General features: G+C 65.5%; 14 protein-coding genes. 9 read left to right on the top strand and 5 right to left on the bottom strand.

Annotated features, from left to right (window positions below; genetic code table 11):
• Nucleotides 1-20 precede the first annotated feature (20 nt).
• From NFC73_RS18710 to NFC73_RS18675, 8 genes are all read left to right on the top strand, one after another.
• Nucleotides 21-1,541, top strand: a complete 1,521-nt coding sequence (locus tag NFC73_RS18710) for an ABC transporter substrate-binding protein (protein WP_254752705.1) — start codon at nt 21-23, stop codon at nt 1,539-1,541.
• Nucleotides 1,538-2,494, top strand: coding sequence for an ABC transporter permease (locus NFC73_RS18705; RefSeq protein ID WP_254752681.1), 957 nt, complete (start codon nt 1,538-1,540; stop codon nt 2,492-2,494). Before NFC73_RS18710 ends, NFC73_RS18705 begins: the two co-directional genes overlap by 4 nt.
• On the top strand, nt 2,491-3,375 hold the full coding sequence (locus NFC73_RS18700; RefSeq protein WP_254752679.1) for an ABC transporter permease: 885 nt from the start codon (nt 2,491-2,493) through the stop codon (nt 3,373-3,375). Before NFC73_RS18705 ends, NFC73_RS18700 begins: the two co-directional genes overlap by 4 nt.
• Nucleotides 3,375-5,126 (top strand): dipeptide ABC transporter ATP-binding protein, encoded by a 1,752-nt coding sequence (locus NFC73_RS18695; RefSeq protein ID WP_254752677.1) that lies wholly within the window; start codon nt 3,375-3,377, stop codon nt 5,124-5,126. The genes NFC73_RS18700 and NFC73_RS18695 overlap by 1 nt, the downstream gene beginning before the upstream one ends.
• Nucleotides 5,127-5,153: 27 nt before the next feature.
• Nucleotides 5,154-6,317: a serine hydrolase domain-containing protein gene (locus NFC73_RS18690; protein ID WP_254752675.1), complete on the top strand. Its 1,164-nt coding sequence runs from the start codon at nt 5,154-5,156 to the stop codon at nt 6,315-6,317.
• Between the two features lie 76 nt (nt 6,318-6,393).
• Nucleotides 6,394-6,951: a hypothetical protein gene (locus NFC73_RS18685; protein WP_254752673.1), complete on the top strand. Its 558-nt coding sequence runs from the start codon at nt 6,394-6,396 to the stop codon at nt 6,949-6,951.
• Nucleotides 6,948-9,788 (top strand): ATP-binding cassette domain-containing protein, encoded by a 2,841-nt coding sequence (locus tag NFC73_RS18680; RefSeq protein WP_254752671.1) that lies wholly within the window; start codon nt 6,948-6,950, stop codon nt 9,786-9,788. The genes NFC73_RS18685 and NFC73_RS18680 overlap by 4 nt, the downstream gene beginning before the upstream one ends.
• Nucleotides 9,789-10,007: 219 nt before the next feature.
• A complete protein-coding gene (locus NFC73_RS18675) occupies nt 10,008-10,832 on the top strand; it encodes an alpha/beta fold hydrolase (protein ID WP_254752703.1) in 825 nt (274 codons plus the stop codon).
• Between the two features lie 47 nt (nt 10,833-10,879).
• Here NFC73_RS18675 and NFC73_RS18670 read toward each other — a convergent pair whose 3' ends face one another.
• The 5 genes from NFC73_RS18670 to NFC73_RS18650 all read right to left on the bottom strand — a co-directional run bounded on the left by NFC73_RS18670 (nt 10,880) and on the right by NFC73_RS18650 (nt 16,032).
• Nucleotides 10,880-11,785 (bottom strand): NAD(P)-dependent oxidoreductase, encoded by a 906-nt coding sequence (locus tag NFC73_RS18670; RefSeq protein ID WP_254752669.1) that lies wholly within the window; start codon nt 11,783-11,785, stop codon nt 10,880-10,882.
• A gap of 28 nt (nt 11,786-11,813) precedes the next feature.
• The gene (locus tag NFC73_RS18665; RefSeq protein WP_104061615.1) at nt 11,814-13,091 is read right to left on the bottom strand and encodes a TRAP transporter large permease; all 1,278 of its coding nucleotides are present in this window, start codon (nt 13,089-13,091) and stop codon (nt 11,814-11,816) included.
• The gene (locus tag NFC73_RS18660) at nt 13,088-13,669 is read right to left on the bottom strand and encodes a TRAP transporter small permease (RefSeq protein ID WP_254752667.1); all 582 of its coding nucleotides are present in this window, start codon (nt 13,667-13,669) and stop codon (nt 13,088-13,090) included. The genes NFC73_RS18665 and NFC73_RS18660 overlap by 4 nt, the downstream gene beginning before the upstream one ends.
• A gap of 31 nt (nt 13,670-13,700) precedes the next feature.
• Nucleotides 13,701-14,729, bottom strand: coding sequence for a DctP family TRAP transporter solute-binding subunit (locus NFC73_RS18655; protein ID WP_254752665.1), 1,029 nt, complete (start codon nt 14,727-14,729; stop codon nt 13,701-13,703).
• Nucleotides 14,730-15,003: 274 nt separating this feature from the next.
• Nucleotides 15,004-16,032 carry a LacI family DNA-binding transcriptional regulator gene (locus NFC73_RS18650; protein WP_254752663.1) on the bottom strand — a complete coding sequence of 343 codons (1,029 nt, stop codon included), beginning with the start codon at nt 16,030-16,032 and terminating at the stop codon, nt 15,004-15,006.
• Between the two features lie 255 nt (nt 16,033-16,287).
• Between NFC73_RS18650 and NFC73_RS18645 the strand changes: the two genes are divergently transcribed.
• Nucleotides 16,288-17,646, top strand: a complete 1,359-nt coding sequence (locus NFC73_RS18645; RefSeq protein WP_254752661.1) for an NAD(P)H-dependent oxidoreductase — start codon at nt 16,288-16,290, stop codon at nt 17,644-17,646.
• Nucleotides 17,647-17,703: the final 57 nt, after the last annotated feature.

The following is a 17,703-nucleotide window of genomic DNA, read 5'->3' as shown; positions in this document are numbered from 1 at the left end:
GCCGCGTGCTCGGGCTCGGCATGGCCCTCGGACTGGGCGGCTTCCTGACCGCCTGCGGGGGAGGCCAAGCCGCCGTGCTGTCCGCCCCTGATGGTCCGGCCCGGCGTGGGGGGCGGCTGCGTGTTGGCCTCGCCGGCGGCGGTTCCGCCGACAGCCTGGACGCTCATACCCCGGTCAGCACCACCGACATCGCGCGGGTGGTCAACCTCTACGAGTCCCTGCTTTATCGGGACGAAAACTACGAACTAAAACCGCTGCTGGCGTCCAAGGTCACGCCGTCGGCCGACGCCCTGACCTGGACCGTCGACCTGCGCGACGATATCCGGTTCCACGACGGCCGCCCGGTCACCGGCAGGGACGTGGCCGCGACCTTCAAGCGCATCACTAACCCGAACGACCCAAAGAGCGGCGCCGCAAGCCTGGTGATCCTGGACGAAGTGGCCGTCATCAACGACCACCGGGTCGAGTTCCGGCTCAACACCCCGACGGCCACGTTCGACGACTCGCTGGGCCAGTATTCGCTGGGTATCGTGCCCGAGGACTTCGACCGGGCTGCGCCTGTCGGAACAGGTCCGTTCAAGCTCAAATCCTTCGCGCCTGGCCGCAACAGCGTCTTTGTTCGCAACGAGCACTACTGGAGGGACAGCGAGCCCTACCTGGATGAGCTCGAGATCCTGAATTTCAGCGACGACGACGCCCTGATCAACGCGCTGCTCTCCACTCAGGTCGACGCAATCGGCCAGATCCCCCTGACGCTGCTTGAGGTGATCGACGCCGACCCGCGGATCAGCATCCTGTCCGCGGAAACCGGCGCCTGGATGCCGTTCACGATGCGCGTGGACCGGCCGCCATTTGACGACAACCGCGTCCGCGAGGCCTTCCGGCTGGTCGTGGACCGGGAGCAGATGATCGAACAGGTGCTCAGTGGAAACGGCAGCCTCGGCAACGACATGTACTCACCCTTCGACCCCGGCTATCCCATCCATCTTCCCCAGCGCAAGCAGGACATTGCGCGGGCAAAGGAGTTGCTGGCCGAGGCCGGCCATCCGGATGGGCTCACGGTTGAGCTCGTGACGGCGCCCATCCAGTCCGGTGCTGTTGAAGCGGCGCAGGTCTTCGCCCAGCAGGCCGCCGCAGCGGGCATCACGGTCAAGATCCGTCAGGTGGACACCACTACTTTCTTCGGCGACAGCTACCTGAAGTGGGATTTTGCCCAGGACTTCTACTACACGCGCAACTATCTGCCGCAGGTCAACGCGAGCACCCTTCCTACGTCGCCGTTCAATGAAACGCACTGGGACCACCCTGAGTTCATGGCCCTGATCGGCAAGGCCAAGGCCACGGTCGACGACGGCGAACGCAACGCGCTGATCGCCCAGGCCATGGAAATCGAATACAACGAAGGCGGGTACATCATCTGGGGCCATGCGAACCAGGCGGACGCATACCAGCACTACGTGGCCGGCCTCGTTCCCAGCCGCACGGGGCTTGCCCTGTCCGGTTTCGAATTCCGCCGCGTCTGGTTAGGGGTCGCATCATGATGCCCACCATCCTGCGCAGGCTCGCCACCAGCGTGCTGATCCTGCTGGCCGTCTCCGTGATGGTCTTCGTCGCGACTCTGCTGCTGCCGGGCGATCCGGCCCAGGCCATTCTGGGTCAGCAAGCCACGCCGGAACGGCTGGCCGCGCTGCGAGAGCAGATGAACCTCAATGACCCCGTCTGGCAGCGCTACCTGGGGTGGCTGGGCGGTCTCTTCGTCGGGGACTTCGGTGTCTCCGCGGCCTCGGGCGGCCCGGTCAGCGCGCTGTTGGGGGAGCGGATCGCCGCCTCGCTGGTCCTGCTCGTGGCGGCCGGTGCCATCAGCATCCCCATCGGACTGCTGGTGGGAACTTACAGCGCGCTTCGCCGCGGCCGGGCGGGCGACCACATCACCACCGGCACCAGCCTGGTGCTCGCCGCACTGCCGGAATTCGTCATCGGCATCGCGCTGGTCACCGTATTTTCGACGACGGTGTTCACCATCCTGCCGTCGGTCACCATGGCCCCGCCCGGGGAACCCGTGTGGAACTATCCGCAGCAGCTCGTCCTCCCGACACTGACCCTGATCCTCGTCGTGACGCCCTACATCACCCGGATGACGCGGGCCACGATGCTGGAGGTCCTGGAGTCCGGGTACGTGGAAATGGCCCGGCTCAAGGGGGTGCCCGAGCGGCAAGTCATCCTGAAGCACGCCCTGCCCCACGCGCTCTCCCCCGTCGCCCAGGTGATTGCCATCCAGCTGGCTTGGATGGCCGGCGGCGTGGTGGTCGTCGAATTCCTCTTCCGCTATCCCGGCGTGGGCCAGGCGCTCGTTGATGCGGTGACCAATCGGGACGTGCAGGTGGTTCAGGTGCTCGCCATCCTCATCGCCGCCGTCTACATCGTCGTGAACCTGCTGGCCGACGTCGTCGGCATGCTGACCAATCCGAAGCTACGCACCGGGGGTGCCCGATGACCGCCATTGATTCGCCGCAGATCATCACCCAGGAAACCAAGGCCCCTCCCGGGCTGCTCCGGCGCCTGGTGGCACAGCGCCAGGCGAAGATCGGGATCGGGCTGAGCGCCGCCGTCGTGCTTCTTGCCCTGCTGGGACCGGTGCTGCTCCCCCTGATCACGGGTTTCACCAGCACCGAATTCACCGGGCGGCCGTTCCGTCCGGACGGACTTTTCGGCACCGACAACCTCGGGCGCGATGTCTTCAGCCGCTTCCTCGACGGCGGGCTGCGCCTGCTGGCCTACTCGGCACTCGCAACTCTCCTGGGCATGGCGCTCGGTGTGCTGGCGGGGATGACGGCGGCGTATCAGGGCGGCCGGGTGGACAGCCTGATCATGCGCAGCAACGATGTCCTGCTGGCGCTGCCCTCGCTGGTATTTGCGCTGCTGGCCATCACGGTCCTGGGGCCGGAGGGCTGGGTGCTGGTGGCTGTCATCGGTATTACCCATGCACCTCGGATCGCCCGGGTGACGCGCTCCGCCACCGTTGACGTCATCACCGAGGACTTCATCCGTGCCGCCGAGATGTACGCCGTGCCGCGCTGGAAGATCCTCGTGCAGGACGTCCTGCCGAACATCACAGGCCCGCTCATGGTGGAGCTGGGCCTGCGGATGACCTACTCGATCGGCGCAGTTGCATCGTTGTCCTTCCTGGGCTTGGGCATGCAGCCGCCCACCGCGGACTGGGGGCTGATGATCAATGAGAACCGGATCGCACTGGTGGTCCAGCCCTGGGGCGTCATCCTGCCGGTACTCGCCATCGCCGTCCTGACCGTCGGCATCAACCTGATCACCGATTCGCTGGCGCGTGCGGCAGCGAACTCCAACGCGGGAGCAATCTAATGAGCACTTCCCTGCAGGACTCCATCAGGACAGCCGTCCTCAACGTCTCCGCCCTGCGGATCGAAACCACCGCAGGCCTGGAGATCCTCAAAGACGTCTCCTTCGAACTGCAGCCGGGACGTATCCTGGCACTCGTGGGCGAGTCCGGCTCCGGCAAGACCACAGCCGGGCTGGCGTGCCTGGGACATTTCAGGGCGGGGTTGAAGCATGCCGGCGGCGAGATCCGGATGAACGGAACCGGTTCGTCGTCAAACATGCTGGACCTGCCGGAAACTGAACGCCGGAAACTGCGCGGCGGAACCATTTCCTACGTCCCGCAGGATCCCGCCCTGTCGCTGAACGCCGCGATGCGGATCGGCGACCAGATCCTGGAGGTGCTGCGGGTGCACGGCTACGGGAGTTCGGACACGGAGCGCAGGGCGCGGACGGCCGAGGTGCTGGCGGAGGTGGGGCTGGACAACAGCACCGCATACCAGCGCCGCTACCCGCACCAGCTCTCCGGCGGGCAGCAGCAGCGCGTCGGCATTGCGATGGCCTTCGCCTGCCGGCCCAGCATCATTGTGATGGATGAGCCCACCACCGGCCTGGACGTGACCACGCAGGCGCTGGTACTGCAGACCATCGACCAACTGACCGAACTGCACCACGTCGCCGGGCTCTACATCACCCACGACCTGGCCGTGGTGGCGAAGATTGCCGATGAGGTGGTGGTCATGCTCTCCGGCGAGGTGGTGGAACAGGGGCCCGCCGAGCGGGTGCTCTATCAGCCGCAGCACGAGTACACGCGGAAGCTGCTCGACTCCGTTCCGGACCTGGCAGGGAAGCGCCGGGTGGGCCGGACATCGGCCATTACCGGCGAACAGCCGGTGGTCGACAGGGTGGAGCGTGCGGGGGGCCAGCCGGGACCGGACCATCGCGCGGGCGCCGGATCCAACGCGACCGGCGGCACCGTTCAGGCCAGGGCAGTGGCATCCACGGACTCGCCGCGGCCTGGCGAAACCGCGGCGCTCCTGGAGGTATCCGACCTGCGGCTGGCCTACGGCAGCAACCAGATCCTGGATGGCATCAGCTTCAGCTTGGCGCCGGGCGAGTCCATGATGCTGCTGGGCGAGTCAGGCTCCGGCAAGACAACGCTTTCCCGCTGCGTCGCCGGCCTCAACGACGACTATGCGGGCGACGTGCGGCTCGCCGGGGATCTCTTGGCGGGGGGCACCCGTGCCCGCACCGCCGAGCAGCGCCAGCGCATCCAGTACGTCTTCCAGAGCCCGTTCTCCTCGCTGAACCCGCGCCGGACCATCTGCGAGTCGGTGGAGGTTCCGCTGCAAATGTCGGGCCGGATGGGGCGCAGGGAACGGCGCCTCCGGGTGCTCGAGGCGTTGGACCAGGTCAGGCTCGGCAGCAGCTATTTGGACCGCCGCCCGGGCGATCTCAGCGGCGGCGAGCGCCAGCGGGCCGCCATTGCCCGCGCACTGGTCAATGCCCCGTCGCTGCTGGTCTGCGACGAGGTCACGTCCGCCCTTGACGTCTCGGTGCAGGCATCCATCATCGATTTGCTGCGCACGCTACAGCAAGAGACACGGATGTCGATGCTCTTCGTCACGCACAACATCGCCCTCGCCCGGCACATCTCGCAGCGCATGGCCATTCTGCAGCACGGGCGGATCGTGGAGTCCGGCAGCACCGAAGAAGTACTGGAACATCCGCGGCACGAATACACGCGGGAGCTGTTGGCCAACGTCCCCACGTTCTAAACAGCACAGCGACAGGGAAGGAGGATCGTGGAGCCGAGTTTTGAGAACCATAACGACGGCGGCCTGCCGCAGCCGGGGTTCGACGGCCTGCGGGAAATTTTCGGCCGGCATCTGGCGGCCGCCCAGGGCGGCATGGCTTTCTGCGTCTACCGGTCCGGCGAACCAATGGCCCGTTTCTACGGCGGCAGCACCACAAGGCGGCCCGAGCCGTCCGCGGAGGTGGAAGAAGCTTGGAGCGCCAGGACCATGGCGGTCATGTTCTCCGGCACCAAGGGCGTGGTGGCCACGGTGGCGGCGATGCTGGTGGACCGCAGCCTGCTCGATGTCCGGAAGCCCCTGGCCGAGTACTGGCCAGAGTTTGCCGCCGGCGGCAAGGAAGCCGTCACCGTCGCCCAACTGCTCAGCCATACAGTCGGGCTGCCCTATGTGGACCCCGAGCCCGAGGGAGATGACCCGCAGCTGGACAACGCGGCGAACGCCCGGGCCCTCGCCGCCCAGGCCCCTCTCTGGGAACCGGGCAGCAAGGTGGCCTACCACGCCGCCACCTACGGGTACCTGATGACGGAGGTCTTCCGTCGCGCCACGGGCAAGCCGGTCGGCCAGCTGATCGCCGAACTCATCCGCGAACCCCTGGGCCTGGAGATCCATCTGGGCCTGCCGGAAGAGCTCGATCCCCGCGTGGCCACGGTTTTCCGCTCCGACAGCTACGCCGTCAGCACCTTCCTCCAGGATCCGGAGCGGCGCAGGATCGTCGAGCGTATGTACCGGAACCTGGTGGACCCGGAGAAGGACCCGTTCAACAGTGTGGGCTTGCGCCGGGGTGAGCTCTCAGCCGGAGGCGGCATCGGCACGGCCGACGCCATGGCCAACCTGTACTCTCGCTTGGCTGATCCGGCCGGCGGCGTGGTCAGCCGGGCGGCACTGGCCGACGCCACCAGCACCTGGGCAGAAGGAGTGGACGCCATCAATGACAGGCCCCTGCGCTTCGGCCTCGGCTACGAACTCGCGGACCCCATAGGAACCTACGGCCCCGTCGCTCCGGCCTTCGGCCACTCAGGCGCCGGCGGCGGGCTGCACGGAGCCTGGCCCGGCAAGAACGTCGGCTTCTCCTTCCTGACAAATGAGATGCTCGCCGAGAACCATGACAGGCGGGCCAAGGACCTGCTCGCAGAGCTGGCGAGGCTCGTCTGACTGCCCGTTAAGCCACCCCGCGTCACACAACGCGACGGCATCCCGCTCAGGGCAGGCAACGTCCTACCCTTGACAGGTGACTTTGACTAAGATCCGCACCGCCGCCGCGAGCTCACTCGCCGCCGCCGGTCTCCTGTTTGCCCTCGCCGCCTGTTCCGCGCCGGCCACCACCACGCCCACCACCTCCGCCCCGGCGTCGACCGCAGCGGCTTCATCCAGCGCCGCCTCCGGGCCCTGCGCCGGCGTGAAGGTCATCGTCGATTCGGGCTCCCTGAAGCAGGCAGCGGCCGATAAGTCCGTGTGCGTGCCCGTGGACGGACCGACACCCGCCTCCAAGGTGCTCGAAGAAGCCGACGTGAAGACGGTGGGCACCACGCAGTACCCCACCGAACTGGTGTGCCGGGTGAACGGTGTACCCGCCGCAGACTTCGAAATCAAGCACAAGGCCGGCACGTACAAGGAAGAGTGCGCGGGAATGCCCGCCGCCTTTGCGTACTGGTCCCTCTGGGTTAAGCCCGCCGCCGGAGCCTGGGAATACGCCCAGGAAGGCCTCGCCACCCTGCAGGTGAGCCCGGGCCAGAGCCTGGAACTGCTCTTCACGGTCGACGGCGAACCGGCCGCCCCCGCGGCATGACCTTCCGACCCGCGCCGTTACGCGCGGCGGCAGTCCTCGCCGTCGTGTTCATCGCGGCGCGGGTCATCTACCGCGTCCTTTTCAACGGGGCGGGCATCGGCGAACCGCTGCTGCTCAACCTGCCGGCGGTCCGGCTGCCTGCCCCGTACGCGCATGTGGTCTTCCTCGGTCCGGTAAGCGGACCTGGCCTGTGGGCCGCGGTGGTGTCCGCCCTGCCGATTGCCGGGATGTTCCTCGCGTTCGGCCTGCTCAACGCCTGGGTGGACGTGGCCCGCGGCTTCGTGCACCTGGCCCGCCGCGGCCCCATGCAGGGCCTGGCGCGGACACTCGTGGTGGCGTGGGCGGCGCTTCCCGCACTCGCCGACGCCGTATCCTCCGTCCGCCTGGCGTTCCGGTTGCGGGGCGAACGCTTCGGGCCCCGCGCCCTGGTGCCCGTGCTCGAGCGCACCCTTGAGCACGCGAGCCGGGTGGCCGCGGCCCTGGAGCTGCGCGGCTTCGGGAGCCGGGCAACGCACCAACCAGGGAACGACGGCGGCCCGCTTCTGGTCCGGGACGCACAGTTCCGCATCGGTGACGCGGAGATACGCGTCGCCGGATTCACGCCGTCGAGCGCGTCCATCACTGTTATTACCGGGCCAACCGGTTCCGGAAAGTCCACCGTCCTGCGGGGCATCGCCGGCCTCCTCTCCCACGTTGACGGCGGCGAAATTTCCGGCACCGTGCGCGTCGCCGGAGCGGACCGCGCCGCCACGGCGCCGCGCGATACCGCCCGGTTCATCGGCGTCGTCCTGCAGAATCCCCGCGCCGCCTTCGCCTCCACCCGGGTCCGGGACGAGATCTCCCTGACCCTTGAGCTGCGCGGCATGGCATCCGCTGCTGCCAAGGCCCGGGTAGTGGAGGTCGCGGAGCGCATCGGGGTGTCGGCGCTGCTGGAGCGGAACATCAGCACCCTCTCGGCGGGTGAGGCAACACTCGTGGCCATCGCCGCCGCAGTGGTGGACCGCCCGGCCCTGCTCCTGGTCGACGAGCCCCTGGCCGACCTCGATACCGCGGCCCGCGCCCGAGTCATCGCCGTACTCAACGACCTCGCCCACCATGACGGTGTCTGCGTCATCGTCGCTGAGCACCGGGCGGCAGCACTCGTCCCGGTTGCCGATGCGTGGTGGACCATCGACGACGGCGCCCTGGTAGCGGGTGCGGCGCCCTCCCCTTCTGCGCCGCGCGAGGTCCGTCCAACGGCGGAGCCAGCTGAGCACGCGCCCGTCCTGACTGCTACAAACCTCGCCGTGCACCGAAAAGGCAAGCCGCTGGTGCGCGATGCGTCCCTGACCCTGCACCGCGGTGAAGTGGTGGCCCTGGTGGGGCCGAACGGTGCCGGGAAGTCGTCCCTCCTGGTGGCGCTCGCCCTGGGTGGAGGAACGGTCGACGGCGGCACGTTCGACGGCGGCCGCGTCGCCCTCGTGCCGGACGCCTCGGACGACCTCTTCACCAGGGATACGGTCGCGGGAGAGCTCCGCGCCGCCGAGCGGCGGCAGGCGCGCGCCGGGCGCCACGCAGACCGTGGCGCTGACCAGCGTCCCCCAATCTCCGCGGCTTCACACCTGGCCAGTCTGCGGGGAGACGTCCGGATTCCCATTGGGCACGAGCACCCCCGCGACCTCTCAACCGGTGAACGCCGGATCCTGGCCATCACGCTGCAGACCATGGACAACCCCCAGGTACTCCTGATCGACGAGCCCACCCGCGGACTGGATCCTGCGGCGCGTACAGCAGTCGCAGCGGCGCTGCGGGCGGCAGCGGACTCCGGCGCGGCTGTCCTCATCGCCACGCACGACCACGACTTTGCCCACGGCCTCGGTGCCCGGATCCTCCCGATGAGTGACGGCGTCGCGCCTTCCTCCGCACCAGAAGCCGCCCCCGAACCGCCCCTTCCGCTTCCCCGGCAGGAAAATGCCGGACCCCGGCCACGCGTCACCGAACAACCGGACCCGCACGCCCCGACACGGCAGCGCCGACTCCGGATGCCGCGTGGCGTGGAACTCGCCGTCCTCGCAGCCGCAAACCTCCTCGCCCTCGCAGCGTTCTGCTGGCCGCTGCTCGCCGCAGCCCTTCCGCAGGATGCCGCCGCGGCCCTCCCCTACGCGGCGCTGGCCATCGCGCCGCTCGCCGCCGTCGCCGTCGTCGTGTCCCTCGATGGGTCGGTGCGCTCCGCCCACACGGTGGCGTTGCTCGGCGTCCTGGCAGCGGTCGGTTCCGCAGTGCGGGTGGCGAGCACCGGCGTCGGGGGCGTGGAAGCAGTGTTCATCCTGCTGATCCTCGCCGGCAGGGCGTTCGGCGCGCGTTTCGGCATGCTGCTCGGCGCCGCCACCATAGCCCTCTCCAGCGCGCTGTGGGGCGGGATCGGGCCGTGGACACCGTTCCAGATCTTCGCCTGCGCGTGGGTGGGCGCCGGGGCCGGTCTGCTCCCTCGGCGGGTGCGGGGCAAGGCCGAACTGTGGATGCTGGCGGCCTACGGCGTCGTGGCGTCCTACCTGTTCGGCCTGCTGACCAACCTGTGGTTCTGGCCGTTCGCGGTGGGCGCCGGCACCGGCATCTCCTATGTGCCCGGCGCGCCGCTGGGCACCAACCTGAGCAGCTTCCTGCTGTACTCGCTGGTGACGTCGACGGCGGGCTGGGACACCCTGCGTGCCGTCACCACAGTGGTCGGGATTGCCGTGGTGGGGCGGGCCATCCTTGCGGCACTCCGGCGGGTGAAGCCGGTCTCCAGCGCGGTTCCTGGACCAGGCGGGCAGGCTTCACTTGACCAGGACAGGGACCGGCTACAAATCGGGGCTTGAGGACAGTTCCATGGTGCGCTTGGGCTTGGAGCCGGTCCCACATTGCGGCTGTCTCGCGGCCGAACCGGTCGGGGGCGACGTCGGGATGGCTAGGGCGTTCTCCTGGCGGATGTGCAGCAGCCTGGCTGCGTAGGCCAAGGACACGGAGGATCCTAGGATTCGCTATTTCCTGTGGATAGTCTGGGACAGGACGCCACCCTACGGAGGGTCAGTGAGAATGTGATCGAAGCAGCTGCTGCGGTAATCGGCCGGAACAACGTCACCATATTTGGCCGGGATGATGGGCCTGTGATGATGTTTGCCCACGGTTTTGGCTGCGATCAGGCTATGTGGCGGAAGCTGCTGCCCTATTTCGTTGATGATTACCGGCTGGTGCTTTTTGATCATGTAGGTGCAGGAAACTCCGACATCAGTGCCTATGACTGGGAGAAGTACGGGTCCCTGGATGGGTACGCGTCGGACCTGCTGGAGATTTGCGCCGCCCTTGAACTTGAGGACATTATCCTGGTGGGCCACAGTGTCAGCACGATGATCGCCGTGATCGCCGCAGTGCAGGACCCCAGCCGTTTCTCCCACCTGGTCCTGCTTGCTCCTTCACCCCGTCATACGGATGACCCGTACGACGGCTACGTGGGCGGGTTTTCGCGGGAAGACATCGAGGGCCTGCTGGCATCTCTGGACAGCAACTATTTCGCCTGGGCCGCGGCCTTGGCGCCCATGGTTATGGGCAACCCGCAAGAGCCGGAATTAGCGGAGGATCTGCGGGGCAGCTTCTGCCGGACAAATCCGACCATCGCACGGCACTTCGCCGGGGTAACCTTTTTCTCCGACACCCGCCCTGAACTGAAAAAGTTGCGCACCAGCTGCCTGATTCTGCAGTGCTCCGACGATCGGCTTGCCCCGCCGGAAGTGGGCGCCTACCTGCACAAGAATCTGGATCACAGCACCTTGGTGCAGCTCCAGGCCACCGGGCACTGCCCCCACGTCAGCGCTCCGGAGGAAACGGCCCGGGCGATTCTGCACTACCTCGACACCCGCTCGTGACAGGCCTTCTGTTATCAAGCACCCTGCGGGTGCCTGATAACAGATGTTCACAGGGCTGCGCTGGTGCGCTGTGCAAGGGTCCGGAGGATTCCTGTGTGGTCAAGGGCGCCGTCGCCCCGCGCGACCATATCCTCGAAAAGATCCCGGATTACCGTGCTCAGGGGCAGCTCCAGGAGTGCTGTTCTAGCCGCCCCCAGCACGAAGTTGAGGTCCTTCAGCTGGTTTTGGGCGCTGCCGCCACCAGTGAAATCGCCGTCTATCCATCTGTGCCCTTTTTGGCGCAGCACCTCGGAGTCGGCCAGCCCACCCCGAAGCAGTTCAAGCATCACCGATGGATCCAGTCCCCCGCCGCGCGCGAGAAGCATGGCTTCGGAAACTGCCGTGACCGTGCCGGCGACCACGATCTGGTTGCAGGCCTTGGCCAGCGCGCCCGAACCTCCCGAACCCATGTGCCGGATAGTGCTGCCCATGAACCCGAACGCCGGGGTGACCGAGCTGAACGTGTCTTCGTCCCCGCCCACCATGATGCTCAGGGTGCCGTTTTCGGCGCCCACGGTGCCGCCACTGACGGGGGCATCCAGGACTCGGACGCCGTGTTCGCGAAGCATCCGTTCGCCAAAGGCCGCCACTGCCCCCGGCGAGACGGTTCCGTGCACGACGAGTATCGGCCGGGCAATGCCCTTGGCTGTCCATCCGGCTATCAGGCCCTCTTCTCCCGGAAGCAACGCTTCGACGTGGCTTAGGTCCGGCAACACGGTGAGTACGATGCCGGCGGCCGCCTCAAAAGGTGAGGTCGCAACGCGGGCGCCCAGGCCCGCCAAGGCTTCGGCCTTCGAGGCAGTCCGGTTCCAGACTGTCAGCTCGCCGTAGCCCTTCAGCAGCCGACGCGCCATGGGTTCCCCCATCGGCCCTAATCCCATGAGGGCAAGCGCTGGGTGGTCATGTTCAGGCATTGGGGATCCTTTAGCGATTAGGGCGGCGTTACTGCTTGGTCAGGAGATCAGACGGCCACAGGATGAGTTGCGGGAAGATGGCCAGCATGACGATGGCAATCACCATGACCACGTACAGCGGCACCGCGGCCTTCACGATCTTCTCCATCGGCAGCCCGCTGACATAGGATGCCGCGAACAGGCAGACGCCGACAGGCGGCGTGACCAGGCCAACGGCAAGGGCAGCAACGAGGAAGACGACGAAGTGGACGGGATCCACACCGGAAGACACGGCCGCGGGCATGAGCACCGGTGTGCAAAGCAGGATGGCTGCAACTTTGTCCATCACGGTTCCGATGACGATCAGGATCAGGCCGATCAGTAGCATGACGATGGTGGGGTTAGTGCTGACGCTCAGCAGCCAGCTGCTGACCTTTGCCGGCAGCCCGTCAATGGTGAAGATGTATGAGGCGACGCCGGCGATCATGGCGATGAGCAGGATGGTGCCGGTGGTGAGGCCGGCGTCCACGATCATCTTGGGCATCTGGCGCCACTTCATGTCCCGGTAAACGTAGATGCCGACCAGCAGGCTGTAGAAGACGGCAACGGCGGCCGCCTCCGTGGGCGTGACGAGCCCGCTGAACATGCCCACCAGGATGATCACCGGGCCGCCCATGGCCGGGATTCCCCCGAGGACGATCCGAAGGCCCTTCTTGAAAGGCGTCCTTGAGACCTCGCCGTAACCATGGCGTGCCGACAGGAAGAAATTCACAAGCATCAGGACGATGATCAGGACAATGGACGGTCCAAATCCTCCCGCGAGTGCAGCGCCTACCGAGACGTTCGCGGTCGAGGCGGCGATGATCATGAGGATGCTCGGCGGTATCAGTGAGGACAGGGTAGCGGTGACCATGGTCATCGCTGCCGCGTAGGGCCGCGGGTACTTATGGTCAGTCATGGCCTTGATCTCGATCTTGCCGAGGCTGACAATGTCGGCAACGGAGGAACCGGAGATGCCGCCGAAGATTGCGCTCGATGCGATGTTCACTTGGCCAAGGCCGCCGCGGAAGCGGCCGAAGATGACTTCGGCGCCACGGAAGATCCGGTCCGAGATACCCCCTCCGGCCATGAGGTTGCCGGCCAGGACGAACAAGGGGACAGCAACCAGCAGGAAGCTGTTCATGGAGCTCATCATGGACTGCGGTAATAGTTCGAGGGGGATGTCGAAGATCAGCAGCGTGGCGATGACGCCAATGCCGAGTGAGACTGAGAGCGGAACGCCCAGCAGCAGCAGGAGGAGGAATATGCCCAGCAGGGTCAGGCTCATGCGATCATCTCTCCTTCGAGGATTCTCTTACGCATATACGGGGAGAAGTAGACGGTTGTGATGTGGGCGACGATGGCCAGTGCCGCGCTGATCACCAGGGGCAGGGTTACCAGGAACATCTTCAGTCCCAGGGCAGGACTGGACTCTCCGGCGGCGTACTGCTGCAGCATCAGTTCCCACGTCTTGTAGAGCAGGACACTGAAGAACACGGTCCCGCAGATGGCGTAGAGATGCACGCTGACTTGCTTGAGCCAGGCTGGTCCCCACGCCACAGCGAAGTTCACACGCGGGTGCACGGCGGCCCGGAAGCCTGCTGCCATCCCCAGGAAGGTGGTGTCCATGAACAGGAAACGGGTCAGTTCCTCGGTCCATGGCAGCGAGGCTCCCATCTGCCGGCTGACCATCTGGGCAGCAAGGCTGAGCAGCATCGCGCAGATTCCGACGAAGAGGAGAGCATCCACGGCTTTCCAGATCAGACCATGAGGTTCCGAGACTTCGCCTACCGGAACCACCTTGATGCTATGTTCGGCCGCCTGGTGTTCGGCCCCCCGGGTTGGGGTGCTTCCATCATCATGCACTGAACTCGTCTCCTGCACTGGACCCGTCACCTCAACGTCCAAGGAACTCAAGGCTTGACTGGACGAATTCCTTGCCTACCTTGCCCTCAAGCTCGGGGTAGACCTTCTGCGCTGCCGCCTGGAACTTTTCCCTGGCTTCGGGCGTCAGCTCGTTGATCTTCACGCCTTCGCCCTTGAGCTTGTCGAGGGTTTTGGTGGCTTCGTCGTTGTCGTACTTTGTCTTGAAGTCAGCGGTCTCGTCCGCTGCTTCCTGCAGGACCTTCCGGGTGTCCTCATCGAAGGAGTCCCACTTCTTCTTGCTGAACCCAAGGACGAAGCCGTCGGAGATGTGGCCCGTCAGGGAGAGGTAGTCCTGGACTTCGAAGAACTTGTTGTTGACTGGAACTTCCAGAGGGTTTTCCTGGCCGTGGATAGTGCCGAGCTGCAGGGCGGTGTAAACCTCTTTGAAGTCCATCGGCGTCGGGTTGGCGCCCAATGAGCCAAAGAACTTAACCCAGAGGTCATTCTGCGGTACGCGGAGCTTCAGGTCCTTGAAGTCCTCGGGCTGGGTGATGGGACGCATCGAGTTGGTGGTGTGCCGTGGAGTACGGGTCAGCATTGACACGCCCTTGATGCCCAGCTTGTCCAGTGAGCCCAGCAGTTCCTTGCCCGGTTCGCCTTGGAGGTACTTGGTGACCTCATCTGTGTCCTTGAAGAGGTAGGGAAGGCTGATGGCATTCATTCTTGGTTCGAAGGACGCGTATACCGAGGTGGACATGATGGTCGAGTCCAGCGTGCCGTTTCCAAGCAGGTTGACGGCGGCGTTCTGGTCTCCGCCAAAAAGGGTGCCGTCGGGGAATGTCTCGACCTTGACCTTGCCGTCGCTCAGCTCGGCAACCTTGTCGGCGAAGTGCTTTCCGGTGACGCCCACGGAAGAGGTTGCGGGGTCGCCGAGGCCGAGGCGGATGGTGGTGCTGGGCGCGCCGGCGCCGGGCGCCCCGCCCCCGCCGCAACCGGTGAGGACAGTAGTAACGGTGAGTGCAACGGCCACAGCTATGGTGGCCAGGATGCGCTTGGGCATCTGATTCTCCTTTGAATACTTGCTGGTTCCTGGCCTACACGGACAGGGGTACTGATGCTTTGATGGCGGTGATTAAGCGTCCTGGGCTGTGCGGATATGGTCGAGAAGGGCTGCTCTTGCAGCTTTCTCGTTCCGCTTGCCCAGTGTTTTGTAGACGCGGCGGTGCTCGCGCAGGCTGCCTTCCCGCCGTGAATCATCCCGAAGTGGAACCGGTACACTTTTTTACCACACGCTGGCGGGGCTGTAAACCGTTGGGAGCGGATGCCAGCTTGGATTACTTTGTGAAGTGCACCCGGGCAACGCTGGACCGTTCGACCAGTTCGGCGGCTACGCGTATGATTTTGGGTTCTCCCGACGCCTTGCCCTGCGTGTTGGACAAAGCGAGCTGCACAGAGTGCCGGGCGAGCAGATCTATGGGTTGCCTGACGATTGTCAGGGCCGGGGTCATGAGTTCGGTCCAAGGCGAATCTTCGAAGACGATGACGGACAGCGTCCCGGGGATGTCTATTCCGGCGTGGGAGAGGCGCCGCAGAACTTCGGTTACCTGGGCGGTATTTGCCACCACCAAGGCGGTGGGCGGCTCCTCGATGCTGAGCAGCGCCGACGCGGCATCTCCGCCCGCCGACCCGCGGAACGCGGCATGCCGGATGAGGAGCTCATCCTGCTCCAGGCCGGCTGTTTCCAGGGCTTGCCGATAGCCGGCGATCCGGTCCCTTCCCGTAGATGAGGCAGCGGGCCCGGAAATGATCCCGATGCGGCGGTGGCCATGGGCGGCGAGGAGCGCAGTAGCAGACCGCGCGGATTCAAAGTTGTCGATGCTCACCACGTCAACTTCGGGAAGCGAAGGAATTGATCTGTCGACAAAAACCACATCAGTCCCGAGGTCCTGAAGCTGCTTCCAGATGGCCAGGTTGTTGCCGGTCGGGGTGGCGATAATCCCACTGACCCTGCGTTCGATCAGTGTCGCCAGACGCTCTGACTCCAGCTGGTCATCCTCCTGCGTGGTCATCAGCAGCACCTGGATTCCGCGGGCGTGCGCCTCCTGCACCACCCGGTCGGCGAGTCGGGCGAAAAAGGGGTTCGAGACATCGGCGAGCAGCAGCCCCAGCGTAGTAGGCGGGCCAAACTTAAGCTCCCTGGCCGCCGTGCGGGGATGGTAACCGAGGTTCTTCATGACGTCGTTAACCCTGCCCCGTGTGGCTTCAGCGACTGGACCTGATCCCGGGTTCAGCACCCGGGAGACGACTGCAACGGACACCCCCGCCGCCTGGGCAACATCGCGGATGGTCGGTTGTTTCTGCACGCCTACTCCTTAGGTGGCACTTCCTGGACATCTGGAACCTTTTTCAGCCTAGGGCTTGACCTTGGCCCTGCGCCTGTGACATAAAAGTGTACCGGTTCCACTTATTTTACCTTAGTTCGATCCCGGTTGGCCTGCAGCCTCACCACCAAAGGCGGCGAGCCGCAAGGTGAAAAGTAGGAGCCCAAAAGCTGCGGTTGATCCCAGACCAGCCCGCATCCCTTCCGGAACAGCGCCGTATCCCTTGAAAGGCAACCCATGAATCTGCACCATCTCCTGACCCAGCGCGAGGCCGACGGAAAGCCCATCCGGGTTGGCCTGATCGGCGCCGGACGCTACGGGACGATGTACCTGGCCCAGGCAAACAACATCCCGGGCATCCACGTCGTCGCCATCGCAGACATCAACGTCAAGCGCGCTGAAGGTGCTTTTGAACTCGTTGGATGGCCCAAAGACCAGATCGCTCCCGACATAGCAACCGCCCTGAGGGACCGCTCAACCGCGATCGTGGCCAACGCCGATGAGCTTTTCGACGTCGACATCGACATCATCGTGGAAGCCACCGGCAACCCCATCGTTGGCGTCAAGCATGCACTGCGCGCCATCGAAACGAAAAAGCACATCATCATGGTCACGGTTGAAGCCGACGCCCTGGCAGGGCCCGCTCTGGCCAAGCGGGCAGAAGCAGCCGGCGTTGTCTACTCAATGGCATACGGCGACCAGCCGGCCCTAATCATGGAACTCGTCGACTGGGCCCGCACCAGCGGATTCGACGTCGTCTGCGCCGGCAAGGGCGCCAAATTCCTCGAGCACTACCACGAGATGAACCCCGACAACGTCTGGGAAAACTGGGAATTCTCCAAGGAACTCACCGACTCCGGGCAGCTGAACCCCAACATGCACACCTCGTTCCGGGACGGCACCAAGGCCGCCATCGAAATGGCCGCCGTCGCCAACGGGGCAGGACTGGTCCCCTCTGACACCGGGCTGACGTTCACGCCGGGAGACGTGGAGGAAATCGCCTCAATCTGCCGGCCCGCCGACGTCGGAGGAGCCCTCGCACACGAAGGGACCGTCGACGTCATGTCCAGTGTCAACCGCGACGGCACCTGGATCCCCCACAACACCCAGGAAGGCGTCTTCGTCGTCGTGAAGGCCACCAACGCCTACGTCTCCGGCTGCTTCAACGAATACCCCTGGCACCCGGACCCCACCGGCCAGTACGCTGCCCTGTACCGCCCCTACCACTACGTCGGTCTGGAACTGAACGTATCCATCGCCAACGCCGTCCTCCGCGGAATCCCCACGGGTTCACCCATCGGGTTCTTCGGCGACGTGGTCGCCACCGCCAAAAAAGACCTTAAAGCCGGTGAATTCCTCGACGGCGAAGGCGGATACACCGTCTGGGGCCAACTCGTTTCCGCGAAGCACTCCGTGAGTACCGGTGCACTGCCAGTCGCGCTGGCCCACCACGTGGAACTGCGCAATGACGTGGCCAAGGGCGGAATCGTCCGCTGGGAAGACGTCATCATGGACGACTCGCTCGACCAGGCCCTCGAACTGCGTCGCGAAACCGAGGCCCTTGCCCTTGAAGAAAACCTCGCTGTCCGCAGCTAAGTCTGAAGGACACTCAGCGGATGTTCGTCGCGGACTGACGCACTTATAGCCGTCGGT

The sequence above is a fragment of the Pseudarthrobacter humi genome (genome assembly GCF_024294965.1).
Classification (GTDB): domain Bacteria; phylum Actinomycetota; class Actinomycetes; order Actinomycetales; family Micrococcaceae; genus Arthrobacter; species Arthrobacter humi.
The sequence above is the reverse complement of the archived record's forward strand: the minus strand, read 5'-3'. Positions and strand labels throughout refer to the sequence as shown.